Source organism: Streptomyces sp. NPDC059851 (assembly GCF_042732005.1).
Taxonomy (GTDB): domain Bacteria; phylum Actinomycetota; class Actinomycetes; order Streptomycetales; family Streptomycetaceae; genus Streptomyces.
Genome location: NZ_JBHWJJ010000108.1, coordinates 1 through 18958 on the forward strand (window position 1 = coordinate 1; position 18958 = coordinate 18958).

The window sequence follows — 18958 nt, forward strand, 5'->3', positions numbered from 1 at the left end:
GGGGGGGGCGGGCCCGCGGCCCGCCCCCCCGGCCTTGGGCATCTCGGCCGGGGGCCGCCCCAAGTCCAAGGCACCCTCGTGCCCCGGGTGGTGGTGGCCGGGGCCGGGTCCCGCGCCCGCGACGGAGGCCCCCCGCACGGTTCCGTGCGGGGGGCCTCCGTCTTCTCCGGCTCGGGCCTTGTGCGGTACCAGCTCCCGTACCGGCTGCGGTGTCAGCGCGTGTGCGCGCCGGTCACCGGTTCGCCGGGACGAACGGGGACAGCTCCGCCGCCAGCTGCTCGTGGACGCGCACCTTGATGAGGGTGCCCTCCGCGGTGTGCTCCTCGGAGATCACCTCGCCCTCGGCGTGCGCCTTGGCGACCAGCGAGCCGTGCGTGTACGGCACCAGGGCCTCCACCTCGACCGCGGGCCGCGGCAGTTCGGCGTCGATGAGCCGCAAGAGCTCCTCGATGCCGTGCCCGGTGCGGGCCGAGACGGCGATGGAGTGCCGCTCGATGCGCAGCAGCCGCTGCAGGACCAGCGGGTCCGCGGCGTCGGCCTTGTTGACCACCACGATCTCGGGCACGTCGGTCGCGCCTACCTCACGGATGACCTCGCGTACGGCCGCCAGCTGCTCCTCCGGGGCCGGGTGCGAGCCGTCCACGATGTGCAGGATGAGGTCGGAGTCGCCGACCTCCTCCATGGTGGAGCGGAACGCCTCGACGAGGTGGTGGGGCAGGTGCCGGACGAAGCCGACGGTGTCGGCCAGGGTGTAGACCCGGCCGCTCGGCGTCTCGGCCCGGCGCACGGTCGGGTCGAGGGTGGCGAACAGGGCGTTCTCTACGAGCACGCCCGCGCCGGTGAGGCGGTTGAGCAGCGAGGACTTGCCTGCGTTGGTGTAGCCGGCGATGGCGACGGAGGGCACCTTGTTGCGGCGCCGCTCCTGCCGCTTGATGTCGCGGCCGGTCTTCATCTCCGCGATCTCCCGGCGCATCTTCGCCATCTTCTCGCGGATCCGACGCCGGTCCGTCTCGATCTTGGTCTCACCGGGGCCGCGGGTGGCCATGCCGCCGCTGCCGCCGCCCATCTGCCGGGACAGCGACTGGCCCCAGCCGCGCAGGCGCGGAAGCATGTACTGCATCTGCGCGAGGGCGACCTGTGCCTTGCCCTCTCGGGACTTGGCGTGTTGGGCGAAGATGTCGAGGATCAGGGCCGTCCGGTCGACGACCTTGACCTTGGTGACGTCTTCGAGGGCGATGAGCTGGCCGGGGCTGAGCTCACCGTCGCACACGACGGTGTCGGCACCGCTCTCCAGCACGACGTCGCGCAGCTCCTGCGCCTTGCCCGAGCCGATGAAGGTGGCCGGGTCCGGCTTGTCGCGGCGCTGGATCACGCCGTCGAGCACGAGGGCGCCTGCGGTTTCGGCGAGGGCGGCGAGCTCCGCGAGGGAGTTCTCCGCGTCCTGCACCGTGCCGGAGGTCCATACGCCGACGAGCACGACGCGCTCCAGGCGCAGCTGTCGGTACTCGACCTCGGTGACGTCTTCGAGCTCGGTGGAGAGACCGGCGACGCGGCGTAGTGCGGCGCGCTCGGAGCGGTCGAACTGGTCGCCGTCGCGGTCTCCGTCGATCTCGTGGCTCCAGGCGACGTCCTCTTCCATCAGGGCGTCGGCCCGAAGGCCCTCGGTGAAGCTCTGCGAAGCGCGCACGTCGTCCTGTGCGCCCCGCGCGTCCTGGGAAGGGGAAGAAGAGGAGGTCATGGGATCCTTACGTCGGTGTCGAATGGGCCCGCATCGGGTGGCCGCGGGGCCGCGCGCGGTACGCGGCCGGGGGCATCGCTCCTGGCTACAGCTCCGCTGACCGCGCGTGCCGCACGCGACACAGTACTGTCACGGTCAACGGGTCACACCACCGGAAGATTCCCTCCGGCGAACGGCCCTCTCGATGGTGACATGCCCGTTCCGGCCGGGTCACACGCTTTTCGGGCCGCCCCACTCCGGGTGCCCGGGCATCGCCGGGGTCGTCTTTCCGTACAGCCACGGCTCCAGGAAGGGCTTCAGGTCCCGTCCTGCCACGTCGGAGGCCATGCGCACGAAGTCCTGGGTGCCCGCTACGGAGTCGCGGTGCTCGGTGACCCAGCGCCGCTCCAGCCGGTCGAAGGCGGCGGCGCCGATCTCCTGCCGCAGGGCGTACAGGATCAGGGCGGCCCCGTCGTAGACCACGGGCCGGAACAGTCCGATCTTCTCGCCGGGGGCGGCCGGCTTCGGCGCCGCGGGTGGCCCGCCGGCCGCACGCCACTGGTCGGAGCGCTGGTACGCCTCGCGCATGCGCCGTTCCAGGGAGTACGTGCCGAGGCCGTCGGCGTACAGGGCCTCGTACCAGGTGGCGTGCCCCTCGTTGAGCCACAGGTCGGACCACGTGCGGGGGGTGACGCTGTTGCCGAACCACTGGTGGGCGAGCTCGTGGACCATGACGGCCTCGACGTACCACTCGGGGTAGCCGTCGTCGGAGAAGATGCTGCTCTCGAAGAGCGAGAGGGTCTGCGTCTCCAGCTCGAAGCCGGTCTTGGCCTTGGCGATCAGCACCCCGTAGGTCTCGAAGGGGTAGCGTCCGACCCGCTCCTCCATCCACTCGATGTGTCGCGGGGTCTTCTTCAGCCAGGGCTCCAGCCGCTCACGGTCGGCGGCGGGGACGACGTCCCGCAGGGGCAGTCCGTGCGGTCCGGTGCGCCGCACGACGGCGGAGTCACCGATGGAGACCTGCGCGAGCTCGGTGGCCATGGGGTGCAGGGTGCGGTACGTCCACGTGGTCGCGCCCGTCGCGGTGCGGGCCGGGAGGGCGCCGGGCAGGCCGTTGGCGACGGCCGTGAGTCCGCTGGGGGCGGTGATCCGGAAGGTGAAGTACGCCTTGTCGGCGGGGTGGTCGTTGCACGGGAAGACGCGGTGGGCGGCGTCGGCCTGGTTGGCCATGGCGAGCCCGTCCTCGGTGGGCACCCAGCCGCCGTCGGCGATGCCGCGGGGGTCACTGGTGTGCTTGATCGTGATGCGCAGCGGGCCGCCGCGGGTCACCGGCGTCGCGGGCGTGAGCACGAGGTCCTCCCCGGCGCTCTCGAAGCGCGCCGGTTCCCCGTTGACTTCGGCGGAGGCGACCGTGCCGTGGGTGAAGTCGAGGTTGATCCGCTCCAGCGGTTCCTGGGCGCGGGCGTTGATCTCGGTGACCGCGTCGAGGGGGCTCGTGTTGTCCCGGTAGGTGAGGGACAGGTCGTACGCCAGGACGTCGTACCCGGGGTTGCCCAGCTGTGGGAAGAGCGTGTCGCCGATGCCCAGCGGCGTCGGCGGGGGCAGTGCGGCGGCCGTGAGGGTCAGGGAGGCCGCGGCGAGCAGGGCGGCGCGCAGGCGTGGGGAGGTGAGCTGCATCCCCCACCGCATACCAGCGCCCGCCGCGGGCCGGGGTACGGCGCGCGACGGGTCCACCCGAACGGGACCTTCCGGCGTCGGCCCGGCCGCCGTGCGGCTGACTCGGCCGACTGACCGCCCGGCAGGCCCCGGGGCCTCCCGCCCCGTGACCGCCCGCCCGGACCGGCCGGCCCCCGCCCTCCGACCCGCCCGCCCGGTGTGCGCCCTACGCCCGGTCCACGTCGTAGACCCCGGGCACGTCCCGCATCGCCCGCATCAGCGCGGGCAGGACGGACGCGTCCGGCAGCTGGAGGGTGTAGGTGTGCCGGACCCGCTGCTCGACGGGCGGTTCCACGGTCGCGGAGACCACCTCGACCCCCTGGCGGGCGATGGCCTCGGTCAGGTCGGCCAGCAGGTGCGGGCGGCCGAACGATTCCGCGGTCAGGGTGACCCGGCAGTCGGCGGTGGCCCGCCAGTGCACGGCGACGGAGGTGCGCCCGAGCGACCGCATCTGGGCCACGGCGGCGCACTCGACGCGGTGGACGGTGACGGCCCCGCCCCGCACCACGAACCCGGCGACCTCGTCCGGGGGCACGGGCGTGCAGCAGCCGGCCAGGCGCACGGGGGCGTCGGGCAGGTCGGCCACGGCGTTGCCGCCGCCGCCCCGGGCCCCGACCACCGAGAGCGGGGCCCGTGCGGGGGTGGTGGTGGGGGTGGCCCCGTCGGGGTGGTCCCGGAGCCAGCTGCTGATGGCGATCCGGGCTGCCTGGGTCTTGGCGTGCTCCAGCCATTCGGCGGCGGGCCCGGAGGTGGAGTCCTGGGCGAGCAGCGGCTGCACGGTGTCCCCGTCGGACAGCCGGGTACCCAAAGAGGCGAGGCGCCCGTTGACCCGGGCGCCGATACAGCCGTGGGCCGTCTCCCCGTACTGGGCGTAGGCGGCGTCGATGCAGGTGGCCCCGGCGGGCAGGCCGAGCGTGCCCCCGTCGGTGCGGAAGACGGTGATCTCCCGGTCCTGGGCGAGCTCGGCGCGCAGCCCGCTCCAGAAGGCGTCGGGGTCGGGTGCGGAGCGCTGCCAGTCGAGCAGCCGCGCCAGCCAACCGGGCCGGGTGGGGTCGACGCGCTCTTCGTCGCCGTCGCCGCCGTCCGCTGCGGCGGTGGCGTACGGGTTGCCGAGGGCGATCACGCCGGCTTCGGCGACGCGGTGCATCTGCCGGGTGCGGACGATGACCTCGGCGACGTACCCGTCGGGGGTGGCGACGGCGGTGTGCAGGGACTGGTAGAGGTTGAACTTGGGGGCGGCGACGAAGTCCTTGAACTCCGAGATGACCGGGGTGAAGCAGGTGTGCAGTTCCCCCAACACCGCGTAGCAGTCGGCGTTCTCGCCGACGAGGACGAGGATCCGGCCGAAGTCGGAGCCGCGCAGCTCGCCGCGTTTGAGGGCGACGCGGTGCACGGAGACGAAGTGCCGGGGCCGTACCTGCACCTCGGCGGTGATGCCGGCGTCGCGCAGGACGGTCCGTACGGAGTCGGCGATGCCGGGCAGCGGGTCGGCCTCGCCGGCGTGGGCCGCGATGAGGGCGCGGGTGTGCTCGTACTCCTCGGGGTGCAGGATGGCGAAGACGAGGTCTTCCAGTTCGGTCTTCAGGGCCTGTACGCCGAGCCGTTCGGCGAGCGGGATGAGCACGTCCCGGGTGACCTTGGCGATCCGGGCCTGTTTCTCGGGGCGCATCACGCCGAGGGTGCGCATGTTGTGCAGCCGGTCGGCGAGTTTGATGGACATGACGCGCACGTCGTTGCCGGTGGCGACGAGCATCTTGCGGAAGGTCTCGGGCTCGGCGGCCGCCCCGTAGTCGATCTTCTCGACCTTGGTGACGCCGTCGACGATGAAGCAGACCTCGTCCCCGAACTCGGCGCGGACCTGGTCGAGGGTCACGTCCGTGTCCTCGACGGTGTCGTGGAGGAGGGAGGCCGTCAACGTGGTGGTCTCGGCGCCGAGTTCGGCGAGGATCAGGGTGACGGCGAGCGGGTGTGTGATGTACGGCTCACCGCTCTTGCGCATCTGGCCGCGGTGCGAGGACTCGGCGAGCACGTACGCGCGGCGCAGGATGGACAGGTCCGCGTCGGGGTGGTGGGCGCGGTGCGCCTCCGCCACGTGGCCGATGGCATCGGGCAGCCGGTCCCGGGGCGTGGGCCCGAGGAGGGCGGCGCGCCCGAGTCGGCGCAGGTCAATGCGGGTCCGGCCCCGTCTGCGGAGCTCGGGGCGCGCTTCGGATCGTGCTTCGGGGTTCGTGGCCTCTGCACTCATGGGCACCTCCGGCGGCTTCGACCGGCTGCGGCGGGCATGGGGTGAGCCCTCAGGGCCGGTGTCTGATGCTACCGGCCCCACCACGTGGCGCAGTCCGCCTCTCGCTGAGCGTGAAACGGATCACCCATGAGAGGGAACCTTCAGGCGAAGACCGTTTCGGTGAGCCAGGAGGGGTCGAGCTCCCCCGCGGCCACGATCACGGCGGGTCCGGTCATGTCGATCCGGCCGTCGGGGTGTTCGGTGATGAGGAGGGTGCCGCCGAGGAGGTCCACCGTGTACGTGACGGGCTGCCCGGTGACGGCCGGGTCGGCGCCGTCGCGGCGGATGGCGGCCACGGCGACGGCGCAGGCGCCGGTGCCGCAGGAGCGGGTTTCGCCGGAGCCGCGCTCGTGGACGCGCATGGCGACGTGCCGGGGGCCGCGGTCGATGACGAACTCCACGTTGACGCCCGCCGGGTAGACCTCGGCAGGGCTGTACTGGGGCGCGTCGAGCAGCCGTCCGGCGTGGTCGAGGCTGTCGACGAACGCGACGGCGTGCGGGTTGCCCATGTTCACGTTGCGGGCGGGCCAGGCGCGGTCGCCGACGACGACCGTGACCTGCTCCTCCGGCAGGGCGGCGCGGCCCATGGAGACCGTGACGTCGCCGCTCTTGTCGAGGTGTACGTGCTTGACGCCGCCGCGGGTGGCGACGGAGAGGTCGCCGGGCTCGACGTGCCCGGCGTACTGGAGGTAGCGGGCGAAGACGCGGACGCCGTTGCCGCACATCTCGGCGACGGAGCCGTCGCTGTTGCGGTAGTCCATGAACCACTCGGCCTCGTCGGCCATGTGTGCGGCCTCGGGGTGGGCGGCGGACCGGACGACGTGCAGGACTCCGTCCGCGCCGATCCCGGCGCGCCGGTCGCACAGCTTCACGACGGCGGCGGCGGGCAGGTCGACGGTGTTGTCCGGGTCCGGGACGATCACGAAGTCGTTCTCGGTGCCGTGGCCCTTGAGGAAGGAGAGGCTGGTCTGCGTCACGCGCCCATCGTACCGAGGGGGTTTCCCACGAGTCGTCGGGCACGGCGGGGGCGGCCGGCCGGGGCGTTACCGGAGCCGGGCCACCCGGTAGACCGCGAGGCCTACGACGGCCAGCACGACCAGGGCGTACAGCGCGGCGATGCGCCAGTCGGGCCGGCGGCCGCTGCCCCGGGGCGGGAGCCCGGGCCAGGTGTAGCCGACGCGGCGCGCGGCCATCATGCCCCAGCCCGCCGCGCAGCAGCTGATCAGGAAGCCGAGCATGGCGACCACGGCTCCGCCGTCGCCGAACTCGAAGGCGAGCGGGAAGGCGAACATCAGGGAGCCGGCGGCGGCCAGCATCACGATCGGGGCGATCTGCCAGATGCGCAGCCGGCGCTGCGGGCGCAGCTCGACCTCGAACTCGGGGCCTCCCGGTTCCTCGCCTTCGCCGGAGCCGGTGACGTCCGGGCCGTCGGAGGTCAGGCGGGCGGGGTCGGCGGGCAGCCCGAGCTCTTCGGGGACGGCGGGATCGCCGAGGACCGCAGGGTCCGTCGTCCCCCGCGTCCCGTCCCGCCCGGTGTCACGAGGGCCGGCCTCCATCGCCACGCGCCCTCCCCACTCGGACTTCGCACGCTGCCGTTCACCGCTGGTGACCACACCCGCGGAATTTGATGATGGCACGGTCCGGGGCCCCGAACGCGCGCGCGGGGCGTCCCGATGCCATCACGTGATCAGGCTGTAACCGCTCGTTCGACCAACGACTGCGCGAGTCGGGGGAGTTCCCGACGGTCTTCGGCGGCTCCACTGAGCCAGTGGACGCGGGGGTCGCGGCGGAACCAGGAGTCCTGGCGGCGGGCGAACCGCTTGGTGGCGCGGACCGTTTCGGCCCTGGCCTCCTCCTCGGTGCAGTCGCCGGCCAGGGCGGCCAGCACCTGCTGGTAGCCCAGCGCCCGGGAGGCGGTGATCCCGTCGCGCAGACCGCGGGACTCCAGGGCCCGGACCTCGTCCACGAGCCCGTCCTCCCACATCCGGTCCACGCGCCGCGCGATCCGCTCGTCGAGCTCCGGCCGGGCCACGTCGACGCCGATCTGGACGGTGTCGTACACGGACTCGTGGCCGGGCAGGTTGGCGGTGAACGGCTTCCCGGTGATCTCGATGACCTCCAGGGCCCGGACGATGCGGCGGCCGTTGCTCGGCAGGATCGCCCGGGCCGCGGCAGGGTCGGCGGCGGCGAGCCGGGCGTGCAGGACGCCGGGGCCGTGTTCGGTGAGCTCCTCCTCCAGCCGGGCCCGGACGCCGGGGTCGGTGCCGGGGAACTCCATGGCGTCGAGGGCGCCGCGGACGTACAGCCCGGATCCGCCGACGAGGACGGGCGTGCGGCCCTGGGCGAGCAGCTCGTCGATCTCGGCGCGGGCCAGGCGCTGGTACTCGGCGACGCTCGCCGTCTCGGTCACGTCCCAGATGTCGAGGAGGTGGTGCGGGACGCCGCCGCGCTCTTCTTCCGTCAGTTTGGCGGTGCCGATGTCCATTCCGCGGTAGAGCTGCATGGAGTCGGCGTTGACGACCTCGCCGTCGAAATGGCGGGCCAGGGCCACGCCCAGGTCGGACTTTCCGGCTGCGGTGGGGCCGACGACGGCGATGACGCGCGGGGCGGGGGCTGCTTTGCTCACCGAACCAGTCTCGCAAACCATCCGGCATGCACCCGATCGAGTGGCATGAGGGGGCGGGCGGGGGATCACTGGTCGGGCGTGGTTCCGCCGGGCGTGCGCTCGGCGCAGGGGCGGCCGGGCCGGACAGGACTTCGCCCTTCCGAGTAACCTGAGAGGGAGCAGAAATAGGCGTTTTGGCCGGTTTTTTCGGTGCGCGGGCGATGCGCGGTCCATGACGTCGTGGTCGGCCCATGACGTCGTGACGGAGGGTGCGACGGAGGAACCCGCAGCGGACGGCGAAGCCGGCGCGGGCGCCCGTACGTAGCCACCGCCACGGGAAGGTGACCCATGGGCCTGCTGGACACGCTGAAGGCCAAGCTCGCTCCGGCCAAGGAGAAGGTCGGCGACCTCGCGCACAGGAACGAGGGCAGGATCGGCGAGGGTCTGGACAAGGTCGCGAAGGCCGTGGACTCCAAGGCGCACGGCAAGTACAGCGACAGGATCACGTCCGGAACGGGCAAGGCGAAGGAAGCCCTGGGCAAGATCGCGCACAAGGACTCCCCCGGCGGGCCGACGCCGCCGGCCGCCTCCTGACCGGAGTCCCGGAAGGGGCGCGGAGCGACGGGCTCCGCGCCCCTTCCTCCTGTCCGGAGCCGCGGCCAGCCGGAGCCGCCGGGCGGCCGGGAATACCGGACGGCCAGGAGTGCCGGGCGGCCGGGAGTGCCGGGCGCCCGGGACCCCATCGGACCGGCTAGGACCAGGCGGCGACGAAGTAGCCGACGCCGTAGGGGGCGTCCTCGTACAGCAGCCGTCCGTCCAACCCGGCGCCCTCGGCGGCGCCGGCCAGCACCTGCCAGGGGGCCCGGCCGGCGGCCCGCAGCTCCCGGGCCAAGCCTGCGTCGACGGCGGCGAGGGCTGCGGTGTCGGCGTCGCCGAGGGCCCGCGCGGCGGCGGCGTCGAAGGGGGCGGCGCGTTCGTCGAGGTAGCCGGGGGCCTTGACGGTCCGGCAGGCGCTGCCGTCGCCCATGACGAGGAGGGCGACGCGCTCGGCGCGCGCGGCGAGTTCGCGGCCCGTCCGCAGGCAGCCGGGGGTGTCGAGCGCCTCGGGCACCGCGAGCGCCTCCAGGGGCGCGGCGCCCCAGCGGGCGTGGTCGAGCAACCAGGCGCCGACGGCCAGCGACGGGGGCAGCGGACGGGCGCCCGCACCTCCGCCCCCGTCCCCGGCGCGGGCGCTGTCCCCGAGGCGCACGTCGACCCCGACGCCGAAGCGGCGGAAGTCGCCGCGGGCGCCCTGGGGGTAGGACCCGGTTTCCCCCTCCTCGGCGGCACCCACCACGACCAGCAGGTCGGGGCGGGAGGCGGCGAGCACGGCGAGGGCGTCGGAGCAGGCGGTACGGGCGTCGCCCAGTTCGGCGGCGGCCCCCGCGGCCACCTCGGGCACGAGGAGCGGCGGGGCGGGGCAGACGGCGGCGGCTACGAGCATGATCCGCAGCCTAGCCGCCGACACGGCCCCGCAGGGTCCGCGGACCCCGCACGGCCCGCATGGCTCGCGGGCCGCTTACGGCCGTCGGCCTGGCCCGCGGGAGCGGCCCGACCGCCGGCTCCTGCACCGCGCGCGGGTTCAGCCGGTGATGCCGCAGGACGGGGCCGACTCCGGGAGCGGGGCGGGGGCGCCCAGGGTGGGGATGCCGAGCATGACGCCCTTCGGCTGCGCCGGGGCCGCGTTGCGCTTCTCCCAGGCGTCGCCGGCCCGGGTGCGGCGCACGGACTGCGTCGGCCCTTCGGCGAGGAGGTGGTGCGGGGCCGCGTACGTGATCTCCACGGTCACCACGTCACCGGGGCGGACGTCCTCGTCCGGCTTCGTGAAGTGGACCAGCCGGTTGTCGGGGGCGCGGCCGGACAGACGGTGCGTGGTGCCGTCCTTGCGGCCCTCGCCCTCCGCCACCATGACCTCCAGGGTGCGGCCGACCTGCTTCTTGTTCTCCTCCCAGGAGATCTCCTCCTGGAGGGCCACCAGGCGCATGTAGCGGTCCTGGACGACCTCCTTGGGGATCTGGCCCTCCATGTCGGCGGCCGGGGTCCCGGGGCGCTTCGAGTACTGGAAGGTGAACGCGTTGGCGAAGCGTGCCTCGCGGACCACGTGCATCGTCTGTTCGAAGTCCTCCTCGGTCTCGCCGGGGAAGCCCACGATGATGTCGGTGGAGATCGCGGCGTGCGGGATGGCCGCGCGGACCTTCTCGATGATGCCGAGGAAGCGCTCCTGGCGGTACGAGCGGCGCATCGCCTTGAGGACCCGGTCCGAGCCGGACTGGAGCGGCATGTGCAGCTGCGGCATCACGTTCGGGGTCTCGGCCATGGCCGCGATCACGTCGTCCGTGAAGTCGCGCGGGTGCGGGGAGGTGAAGCGGACCCGCTCCAGGCCCTCGATCTGCCCGCAGGCGCGCAGCAGCTTGGAGAAGGCCTCGCGGTCGCCGAGGTCGGAGCCGTACGCGTTGACGTTCTGGCCGAGCAGGGTGATCTCGGAGACGCCCTCGCCGACCAGGGCCTCGATCTCGGCGAGGATGTCGCCGGGACGGCGGTCCTCCTCCTTGCCGCGCAGGGCGGGGACGATGCAGAAGGTGCAGGTGTTGTTGCAACCGACGGAGATCGACACCCAGGCGGCGTACGCGGACTCGCGGCGGGTCGGCAGGGTGGAGGGAAAGGCCTCCAGCGACTCGGCGATCTCGATCTGCGCCTCTTCCTGGATGCGGGCGCGCTCCAGCAGGACGGGCAGCTTGCCGATGTTGTGGGTGCCGAAGACGACGTCGACCCACGGGGCCTTCTTGACGATCGTGTCGCGGTCCTTCTGCGCCAGGCAGCCGCCGACGGCGATCTGCATGCCGGGGCGCTTGGTCTTCATCGGGGCGAGCCGGCCGAGGTTGCCGTACAGCTTGTTGTCGGCGTTCTCGCGGACGGCGCACGTGTTGAAGACCACGACGTCGGCGTCGCCGTCGGAGCCCTCCGGGGCCCGGGTGTAGCCCGCCTCCTCCAGCAGACCGGAGAGTCGCTCGGAGTCGTGCACGTTCATCTGGCACCCGTAGGTGCGCACCTCGTATGTTCCCTTGACGTCCACTGCCGTGCTCCGGTCGCTGCTGCTGGTCATGGAACAAGGGTAGGTGCTGCCGCGACACCCTCCCGCCGGGCCTCGGTCCGGCCTCGGTCCGGCCCCGGTCGGGCTCCGGTCGGGCTCCGGTCCGGCCCGCGGTCCGGCCCGCGATCCGGTCCCGGTCCGCGCGCAGCGACGGGCGCCCCGTGACAGGGCGCCGCGACGGTGGCAGGATCGCGCCCATGGCTCACGTTCCGCCCCGTTCCGGCAGGCGCACCGCCCTGTGGGGGCTGGTGGCCGTGTTCGCCGTGCTCGGGTTGCTTGTGTGGTGGCTGCGGCCCTTCGGGGAGCCGGAGCTGAAGGGCGAGCTGACCTTCAGCACGGGCGTGCGCACGGGCGTCTACCACCGCTACGGCCAGTTGCTGGAGCAGGCGCTGGCACGGGACGTCCCCGGGGTCCGGGTCCGGCTGGAAACCAGCGAGGGGTCGCAGGAGAACCTGGCGCGGGTCGCGACCGGGCAGGCCGACTTCACCGTGGCGACGGCGGACGCGGTCTCGAAGTACCGGGCCGACGGGAAGCCGGGCGCGGAACGGCTGCGCGGGGTCGCGCGGCTGTACGACGACTACGTGCAGCTGGTGGTGCCGGCCGGGTCGCCGGTGCAGTCGGCCCGGGACCTGCGCGGCAAGCGCGTGGCGATCGGCCAGCCGGGGTCGGGTGTGCGCCTGGTATCGGAGCGGCTTCTGGCGGCGGCCAAGCTGGACCCGGCGCGGGACATCACCCCGGTCCCCATCGGCATCGACACCATGCCGGCGGAGCTGGAGGCCGGGCGGATCGACGCGTTCTTCTGGTCCGGTGGCCTGCCCACGAACGCGGTGAAGGAGCTGGCGGAGCGGTTCGAGATCCGGCTCGTGCAGCTCGGCGACCTGGTGGAGGCGCTGCAGGGCAGCGGCAGCCCGGCGCGCTACTACCGCGCGGCGGTGATGCCGCAGGACGCGTACTCGCGGGCGCGCAACACCTCGTCGGTGGCGACCCTGGCCGTGCCGAACCTGCTGGTGACCACCGAGGAGACCGATCCGGGGCTGACGGAGCAGTTCACGCGGACGGTGATCAACAGCCGTGACCGGATCGGGCACGAGGTGCACGCGGCGCAGCTGGTGGACCTGCGGACGGCCATCTACACGGATCCGCTGGACCTGCACGAGGGCGCCGGACGGTACTACCGCTCGGTGAAGCCCTGAGGGCGGGGCCTCAGCGCCCGGCCGTCCCGGGCAACAGCATCGTCGCGGCGGCGGCGGCGCCGATCAGTCCGGCACGGGTGCCCAGGGTCGCCGGGACCACCTGCAGGCCGCCGACGTACGAGAGCGTGGCGTAGTCCGCGAGATGGGCGCGGATCGGCCCGAAGAGGGTGTCGCCGGAGGCGGCCACTCCGCCGCCGATCACAGCGATGCCGGTCTCCACGAGGGTGGCGCCGGCCGCGATGGCGGCGGCCAAGGCGCGGCCCGCGCGGTCGAACGCGGCCAGGGCGAGGGGGTCCCCGGCTTGGGCAGCCGCGGCGACGCCCGCCGCCGTGGCGTCGCCGGCCGCGCCCCCGGCAGGGGTCCAGCCCTGCTCCCCGGCCCAGCGGGCGATGGCGGTGCCCGAGGCGATCGACTCCACGCAGCCGCGGCTGCCGCAGACGCACGGGGGGCCGTCGAACGCGACGCTGATGTGCCCGATGTGGCCGGCGTTGCCGGTGGGGCCCGGGTGGAGCCGGTTGTTCAGGATCAGGCCGCCGCCGACGCCGGTGGAGACCACCATGCACAGGGCGTTCGCGTGGCCCCGGGCCGCACCCAGCCAGTGCTCGGCCGCGGTCATGGCCACGCCGTCGCCGACCAGCACGGTGGGCAACGGGGTGCCGTACCGGGCCAGCTCCGCGGCGACCCGGGCCCGGACCGGGAACTCCCGCCAGGCGCCGATGTTCACCGGGCTCACGGTGCCGCGCGAGGCGTCGACCGGGCCCGCGCTGCCGATGCCGCAGCGGACCGCCGCCGGCCACAGGGGCGAGCGGGCCAGCTCGGCGACGACCTCCGCAACGGCGGCGAACACCCCGTCGGCGTCCGTACCCCGCGGGGTCGGGCGGCGGGTCGTGGCCGTCATCGTGCCGTCGGGCAGCACCAGCGCACCGGCGATCTTCGTGCCGCCGATGTCGATCGCCACCGACGGGCCGGCGGTCGCACCGGGGTCGCCCGGGGCGGCGGCTCCGCCGGTGACACCCGGGGCGGGGAAGGAGGGGCTGGGTGAGGTCACGGGGGCTCCAGAACGAGGTCGGAATCAGTATGCGGCCGGGGGCGGCGCCGTACTCTCGCGGGGCTCCAGCCTGAGCTGTTCCCCCTCGCGGGCCCGGGGCGCACCCCCGGCGACCACGGCGAGCAGTTCCTCGGCGGCGAGCCGGCCGAATCCCGCGGTGTCGCGCACGAGGGCGGTGAGCCGGGGGTGGGTGACCCGGCACAGGGCCGAGTCGTCCCAGGCGACGATCGAGAGCCGGTCGGGGACGGCGATGCCCAGCTCGGCGGCGACGGCGCTGCCGGCCACGGCCATCACGTCGTTGTCGTAGACCAGCGCGGTGGGCGGCTCGGGCCCGGCGAGGACCCGTCGGGTGGCGGCCGCCCCCTCGGCGTCGGAGTAGTCGGTCACCACCGAGCGCACCTCCTGCGGCCCCAGCCCGCGCGCCGCCGCCTCGGCGCGCAGCGAGTCGATGCGGCGGGCGGTGTGGGCGAGACCCGGCAGCCCGGCGATGTGGGTGATCCGGCGATGGCCCAGACCGTGGAGGTGGTCGAGGACCCGGGCCATCGCCCGGGCGTCGTCCGCCCAGACCGACGACAGCGGGCCGGGAGCACCCGTACCGCCGACCGTGACGGCGGGCAGACCGAGGTGGGAGAGGAGCTGCGGGCGCGGGTCCCGGGTGCGCGGGTCGACGACAAGCACGCCGTCGACGCGCCGCTCGGCCCACCAGCGGCGGTACAGGGCGCACTCGGCGTCGACGTCGTCGACCACCTGGAAGAGCAGGGCGGTCCGGCCAGCGGAGAGCACCTCCTGGATGCCGGAGACCAGTTGGAGGAAGAAGGACTCGACGCCCAGGGTGTGGGCGGGCCGGGCCAGGACCAGCCCGACGGCGCCCGCGCGTTCCCCGGACAGGGCGCGGGCGGCGCTGTTGGGCTGCCAGCCGAGCTCCTCGGCGACGCCGCGGATCCGGGCGCGGGTGTCCTCGGAGACGCCCGGCCTGTCGTTGAGCGCGAAGGAGACGGCGCTCTCGGACACCCCGGCCCGGCGGGCGATGTCCTTGATGGTGGGTCTGCGGGCCATGGCCTGCCTCATCCCTCGGGTGCGCGGACGCCAATGGCCGGACCGTACGCGATTCTGCCCCGGCGGGCGTGCTTGACGGCCATCCTGTACGTGCCCGGGGTGGGGCCCGGCGGCTGGTGCAGCCGGAAGCTCCGCCTCGGCCGGCCGGTTTCCTGCGGTACGCGGACGGGCCGGACGGCGTGGCCGGCCAACTGCCCCGTGCCGTACGGACACGGCGCGGGCGAGGCCGGTGAGCGGGCTGCGGGGGCCGCTGCTGCCGATCCGGACCCGCACGGCGGGCGCCCGCCGGTGTGTGGAGAACGAGACGGTCGCGTCCGCGGAAGCGCATCCCGTACGCGCACCACCTGCGCGGGGTGGCCGGTGGGCCGGCGGAGAGTGCGGGGATGGTGGCGACCGTGACCGAAATACCGCTGTCCATTTCCGCGTACTTCCTCGTGTGAGGCCTTTGACCGCCGGCAGAGCTAAACCGCATTAGACGCCCGGGGAGGGCATAGGAGCGTCGTTTCCTTTGGCCTCGAAGGCCCTGTTGACTATCCCCTGGCGGGCGCGGCACGTTGTGGGCGTCCGGAGAATTCCCCGCGACTTCCGGGATCCTTCATGCGTGACGGCACCCCCGTTCCCCCGCCCGCCCGAACCGGCCGGTTCACCCCAACCGGCCGAACCACCCGAACCGTCCGCTTCGGCGTCAACCACACGCCGTCACGCGGCTGGTTCCACCACTGGCTCGACTTCGACCCCGACGCACTCGCGGCCGACCTCGACTCGATCGCCGCGCTCGGGCTGGACCACGTACGGGTCTTCCCGCTGTGGCCGCTCTTCCAGCCGAACCGGGCGCTGGTACGGCCGCGTGCCGTCGAGCAGCTGGTCGCGCTCGCGGACGCGGCCGCCGACCGCGGCCTCGACGTCGCGGTGGACGGGCTCCAAGGACATCTGTCGAGCTTCGACTTCCTGCCCGCGTGGACCGGGACCTGGCACCGGCGGAACATCTTCGGCGACCCGGACGTGATCGCCGGGCAGGAGGAATACCTGCGGACGCTCGCCGCCGCCCTCGCCGACCGGACCAATTTCCTCGGAATGACCGTCGGCAACGAGATCAACCAGTTCTCCGACGACCCGCACCCCGACCCGGACCGGATCACCCCGGAACAGGCGGGGCGCTGGCTGGAGCGGATGCTCGCCGCCTGCGAGCGGGGCGCGCCGGGCCGGTTCCACGTCCACGCCGAGTACGACGCCGCCTGGTACCGGGACGGGCACCCGTTCACGCCGGCGCACGCGGCCCGGCTCGGTGCGGCCACGGCCGTGCACTCCTGGGTGTTCAACGGCACCGCGCAGCGGCACGGCCGGACCGGGGCGGCGACCGAGCAGCACGCCGCCTACCTGGTCGAGCTGTCCAAGGCCTGGGCGGCGGACCCGCACCGCCCGGTGTGGCTCCAGGAGGTCGGTGCGCCCGCGCCGCTGATCCCGCCGGAACACGCGGCCGCCTTCACCGAGGCCACGCTCGCCGCCGCCCTGGACTGCCCGGACCTGTGGGGGGTGACCTGGTGGTGCTCGCACGACGTGTCCCGGGAACTCGCGGACTTCCCCGAGCTGGAGTACGGGCTCGGCCTGCTCACCAACGACCGCCGGACCAAGCCGGCCGGTGCCGCCCTCGCCCGGATCGCCGCCAGGTGGCGGGGCCGGGAGCACCAGCCGGCCGTCCGGTCCACCGCGCTGTCCGTGGACGTCGGCGGGGCGAAGGCCGCGCCTGGGCGGTCGGTGTGCGCGCCCGGTGGCGCCTTCTTCGAGGCGTGGGCGGCGCTGGCCGCCGACGGGGTCCGGCCGGCGGTGGTGCTGGCGGAGCTGGCGGAGGACCCCGCCCATCTGTCCGCGCGCGGCATCACGGAGGTGCTGCGCGTCCCCGACGTCCGCTGACACGTCCCCCCGCCCCGCCCTTGCCACCGGTCTTCCGATCCCCGTCGCCGATCCGCCGATCCCCGTCGCCGACCCCGTCACGTCCCCGAGGAGCCCCGCATGTCCGAGTCCGGTAACGGCGCACGCCCTCGCACCTCTCCCCCGCCCCGTTCCCCCTCCCCCGACGGCGCACCGCCGCCGACCCGGCGCCGGATCCTCGCCGCCGGAGCGGGGGCCGCCGGCGGGGCCGCCGCGCTGCTGGGCGCCCCCCTCGCCGCGTACGCCGCCGCGCCGGATCCCTCACCATCCGCCCCGTCGCCCGCCCCGCTCCGGCCGTCCGCCGCCCCCGCGGACCCGGCCCCGTACGCCTCCTACTGGTTCCCCGATTCCCTACCCCACGGCACCCCGGGTCCCGGCATCGTGTGGCGCTCCCTCAGGCAGTGGACCCCGGAGTCGGACCGGGACCTCGCCCACAACACCTCCACCGTGCCGCTCGCCGCCCGCTTCGCACCGGTGCCCGTACATCCGGCCGTCCGAGCCGGCCAGGCACGGATCGCCTCCCTCGTGTCCTTCGGCCCCACCTCCCAGAACCCCTCGCAAGGGGTACCGACCGCCGACACCTACGCCCTCACCCACTGGGCGTACATCGACGAGCTGGTGTTCTGGGGCGGCTCCGCCGGCGAGGGGATCGTGCTCGCGCCGAACGCGCCCGTCGTCGACGCCGCCCACCGCAACGGCGTCCGGGTGCTGGGCAACGTCTTCCTGCCACCCGTCGCGTACGGCGGCGACCTCCAGTGGACCCGCGACCTCGTGCAGCGCGACGCCCCCGGCCGGTTCCCGATCGCCGAACAGCTCGTCCGGGTGGCGGTCGCGTACGGGTTCGACGGCTGGTTCGTCAACGCCGAGACCGACGGCGGGGACAGCGCGCTCGCCACCCGGATGCGGGAGTTCCTGCGCGCCCTGCGGGCGGCCGGCGCACCCCACGGCCTGCGGATCACCTGGTACGACGCGATGAACAGCACCGGCCGGGTCGGCTGGCAGGGGGCGCTCAACCCGCTCAACCAGGAGTTCTTCGAGGACCGGACGGGCCGGGTCGCGGACACCGTGTTCGTGGACTTCCGGTGGAGCGCGCAGAGCCTGGCCGAGTCCGCGGGGCTCGCCGAACGCCTGGGCCGCAGCCGCCACGAGCTGTGGGCGGCGGTGGACGCGGAGTCCCGCGGCTGGGACTCCGCGGTCGACTGGGAGGCGATCGTTCCGCGCGGGCGCGACCACGTCGTCAGCTACGGCTTCTACCGACCCGAGTGGACCCGCAACCACCTCGCCGACCGCTCCCCCGCCGCCTTCCACCGCGCCGACGACCGGTTCTGGACGGGGGCGTCCCTGGACCCGGCCCGTCCCGCGCCCGGGGGCGACGGCTGGCGGGCGCCGGCCACCGTCGTCGCGGACCGGTCCACGGTGGCCGCCCTGCCCTTCGCCTGCTCCTTCAACACCGGGCACGGCGAGCGCTGGTACGAGCGCGGCGAAGTCGTCTCCGACACCCCGTGGAGCCACCTCGGCCTCCAGGACCGGTTGCCGGGCCGCCGCTGGGTCGTCGAGACCGCCGGCCCGCGCCCCTCCGTCACCCTGGACTTCGCCCGGGCCTGGCGGGGCGGCTCCTGCCTGCTCGTGGCGGGCCCGCTCACCGCACCCGCCGCGGTCGGGCTGCACGGCACCCGGCTGGCGCTGCCCCGGTCCGGCGTCCTGGAGCTGGTGCATTGCGCCGATCCGGGTTCCGCTCCGGCCACGGTCGAGGTCGGGGTCGCGGTGCGCGAACCGGCCGGCCCGGGTCTGCCCGTCCCCTACACCTGGTTCGCGGCGGGCACCGCGGCCCCGGGCGCGGGCTGGCGCACGGCGCGGGTCGGGCTGTCGTCCCTGGCGGGCCGGACCGCGTACGGCTTGGCCGTACGGATCACGGTGCGGGGAGGGGGAGCGGTGTCCTGGCGGGTCGGCGCCCTGTCGGTACGCGACGCCACCGCCCGGCCGCGGCCGTCCGCTCCGCACGCACTGACCGTGGACGCCGCGGCCGAACAGCACGGCACGGCCGCGGTGCGGCTGTCCTGGCGGCGGTCCCCCGGCCCGGTCCGGCATCACGAGCTGCACCGCCTGCTCCCGGACGGCACCCGCCGCTTCCTCGGCGGCACCTGCGGCACCGCCCTGTACCTGCCGACCGTGGTCCGGGCCGGCCGGGAGCGGGCGGCGGTGTTCGAGGTGCGGGCCGTGGACGAGCTGTACGCCGTCTCCGCCCCGGCCCGCACCGCCCTCGCATGGGCCCGCTGACCC

General features: G+C 74.3%; 14 protein-coding genes. 4 read left to right on the forward strand and 10 right to left on the reverse strand.

Annotation, left to right across the window (positions count from 1 at the left end; genetic code table 11):
* Positions 1 to 232 precede the first annotated feature (232 nt).
* The 6 genes from hflX to miaA form a co-directional block, all read right to left on the reverse strand.
* The gene (hflX, locus tag ACFV7Q_RS28580; protein ID WP_385432598.1) at positions 233 to 1738 is read right to left on the reverse strand and encodes a GTPase HflX; all 1506 of its coding nucleotides are present in this window, start codon (positions 1736 to 1738) and stop codon (positions 233 to 235) included.
* Between the two features lie 210 nt (positions 1739 to 1948).
* Positions 1949 to 3394, reverse strand: coding sequence for a M1 family metallopeptidase (locus tag ACFV7Q_RS28585; protein ID WP_385432600.1), 1446 nt, complete (start codon positions 3392 to 3394; stop codon positions 1949 to 1951).
* Between the two features lie 205 nt (positions 3395 to 3599).
* Complete coding sequence (locus ACFV7Q_RS28590) at positions 3600 to 5678, reverse strand: RelA/SpoT family protein (RefSeq protein WP_385432602.1); 2079 nt, start codon at positions 5676 to 5678, stop codon at positions 3600 to 3602.
* Positions 5679 to 5818: 140 nt separating this feature from the next.
* A complete protein-coding gene (gene dapF, locus ACFV7Q_RS28595; protein WP_385432604.1) occupies positions 5819 to 6694 on the reverse strand; it encodes a diaminopimelate epimerase in 876 nt (291 codons plus the stop codon).
* 66 nt (positions 6695 to 6760) lie between these two features.
* A complete protein-coding gene (locus tag ACFV7Q_RS28600; protein WP_385432633.1) occupies positions 6761 to 7273 on the reverse strand; it encodes a hypothetical protein in 513 nt (170 codons plus the stop codon).
* Between the two features lie 131 nt (positions 7274 to 7404).
* Positions 7405 to 8343 carry a tRNA (adenosine(37)-N6)-dimethylallyltransferase MiaA gene (gene miaA / locus ACFV7Q_RS28605; protein WP_385432605.1) on the reverse strand — a complete coding sequence of 313 codons (939 nt, stop codon included), beginning with the start codon at positions 8341 to 8343 and terminating at the stop codon, positions 7405 to 7407.
* Positions 8344 to 8670: 327 nt separating this feature from the next.
* Between miaA and ACFV7Q_RS28610 the strand changes: the two genes are divergently transcribed.
* Positions 8671 to 8916: an antitoxin gene (locus ACFV7Q_RS28610; RefSeq protein ID WP_385432607.1), complete on the forward strand. Its 246-nt coding sequence runs from the start codon at positions 8671 to 8673 to the stop codon at positions 8914 to 8916.
* Between the two features lie 157 nt (positions 8917 to 9073).
* On the opposite strand, the gene ACFV7Q_RS28615 is transcribed toward ACFV7Q_RS28610, so the two are convergent.
* The gene (locus ACFV7Q_RS28615; protein WP_385432609.1) at positions 9074 to 9805 is read right to left on the reverse strand and encodes a class III extradiol dioxygenase subunit B-like domain-containing protein; all 732 of its coding nucleotides are present in this window, start codon (positions 9803 to 9805) and stop codon (positions 9074 to 9076) included.
* A 138-nt stretch (positions 9806 to 9943) separates the two neighbouring features.
* Positions 9944 to 11464 carry a tRNA (N6-isopentenyl adenosine(37)-C2)-methylthiotransferase MiaB gene (gene miaB, locus ACFV7Q_RS28620; RefSeq protein WP_385432611.1) on the reverse strand — a complete coding sequence of 507 codons (1521 nt, stop codon included), beginning with the start codon at positions 11462 to 11464 and terminating at the stop codon, positions 9944 to 9946.
* Between the two features lie 185 nt (positions 11465 to 11649).
* On the opposite strand from miaB, the gene ACFV7Q_RS28625 reads away from it, so the two are divergent.
* Complete coding sequence (locus ACFV7Q_RS28625; RefSeq protein WP_385432612.1) at positions 11650 to 12645, forward strand: TAXI family TRAP transporter solute-binding subunit; 996 nt, start codon at positions 11650 to 11652, stop codon at positions 12643 to 12645.
* 10 nt (positions 12646 to 12655) lie between these two features.
* Here the strand turns inward: ACFV7Q_RS28625 and ACFV7Q_RS28630 are convergent, their stop codons facing one another.
* The gene (locus tag ACFV7Q_RS28630; RefSeq protein WP_385432635.1) at positions 12656 to 13603 is read right to left on the reverse strand and encodes an ROK family protein; all 948 of its coding nucleotides are present in this window, start codon (positions 13601 to 13603) and stop codon (positions 12656 to 12658) included.
* 114 nt (positions 13604 to 13717) lie between these two features.
* Positions 13718 to 14749, reverse strand: coding sequence for a LacI family DNA-binding transcriptional regulator (locus ACFV7Q_RS28635; protein WP_385432614.1), 1032 nt, complete (start codon positions 14747 to 14749; stop codon positions 13718 to 13720).
* Positions 14750 to 15346: 597 nt separating this feature from the next.
* Between ACFV7Q_RS28635 and ACFV7Q_RS28640 the strand changes: the two genes are divergently transcribed.
* Positions 15347 to 16660 (forward strand): glycosyl hydrolase, encoded by a 1314-nt coding sequence (locus tag ACFV7Q_RS28640; RefSeq protein WP_385432615.1) that lies wholly within the window; start codon positions 15347 to 15349, stop codon positions 16658 to 16660.
* A gap of 99 nt (positions 16661 to 16759) precedes the next feature.
* Complete coding sequence (locus ACFV7Q_RS28645) at positions 16760 to 18955, forward strand: endo-beta-N-acetylglucosaminidase (RefSeq protein WP_385432617.1); 2196 nt, start codon at positions 16760 to 16762, stop codon at positions 18953 to 18955.
* The last annotated feature ends 3 nt before the right edge of the window (positions 18956 to 18958 follow it).

What these genes read in the sequence shown, in the direction of transcription:
- ACFV7Q_RS28585 (WP_385432600.1), bottom strand. Translation starts at nt 3,394, where the DNA reads ATGCAGCTCACCTCCCCACGCCTGCGCGCCGCCCTGCTCGCCGCGGCC.
- ACFV7Q_RS28590 (WP_385432602.1), bottom strand. Translation starts at nt 5,678, where the DNA reads ATGAGTGCAGAGGCCACGAACCCCGAAGCACGATCCGAAGCGCGCCCC.
- hflX (WP_385432598.1), bottom strand. Translation starts at nt 1,738, where the DNA reads ATGACCTCCTCTTCTTCCCCTTCCCAGGACGCGCGGGGCGCACAGGAC.
- ACFV7Q_RS28645 (WP_385432617.1), top strand. Translation starts at nt 16,760, where the DNA reads ATGTCCGAGTCCGGTAACGGCGCACGCCCTCGCACCTCTCCCCCGCCC.
- ACFV7Q_RS28610 (WP_385432607.1), top strand. Translation starts at nt 8,671, where the DNA reads ATGGGCCTGCTGGACACGCTGAAGGCCAAGCTCGCTCCGGCCAAGGAG.
- ACFV7Q_RS28640 (WP_385432615.1), top strand. Translation starts at nt 15,347, where the DNA reads ATGCGTGACGGCACCCCCGTTCCCCCGCCCGCCCGAACCGGCCGGTTC.
- ACFV7Q_RS28600 (WP_385432633.1), bottom strand. Translation starts at nt 7,273, where the DNA reads ATGGAGGCCGGCCCTCGTGACACCGGGCGGGACGGGACGCGGGGGACG.
- ACFV7Q_RS28625 (WP_385432612.1), top strand. Translation starts at nt 11,650, where the DNA reads ATGGCTCACGTTCCGCCCCGTTCCGGCAGGCGCACCGCCCTGTGGGGG.
- ACFV7Q_RS28615 (WP_385432609.1), bottom strand. Translation starts at nt 9,805, where the DNA reads ATGCTCGTAGCCGCCGCCGTCTGCCCCGCCCCGCCGCTCCTCGTGCCC.
- ACFV7Q_RS28635 (WP_385432614.1), bottom strand. Translation starts at nt 14,749, where the DNA reads ATGGCCCGCAGACCCACCATCAAGGACATCGCCCGCCGGGCCGGGGTG.
- miaB (WP_385432611.1), bottom strand. Translation starts at nt 11,464, where the DNA reads ATGACCAGCAGCAGCGACCGGAGCACGGCAGTGGACGTCAAGGGAACA.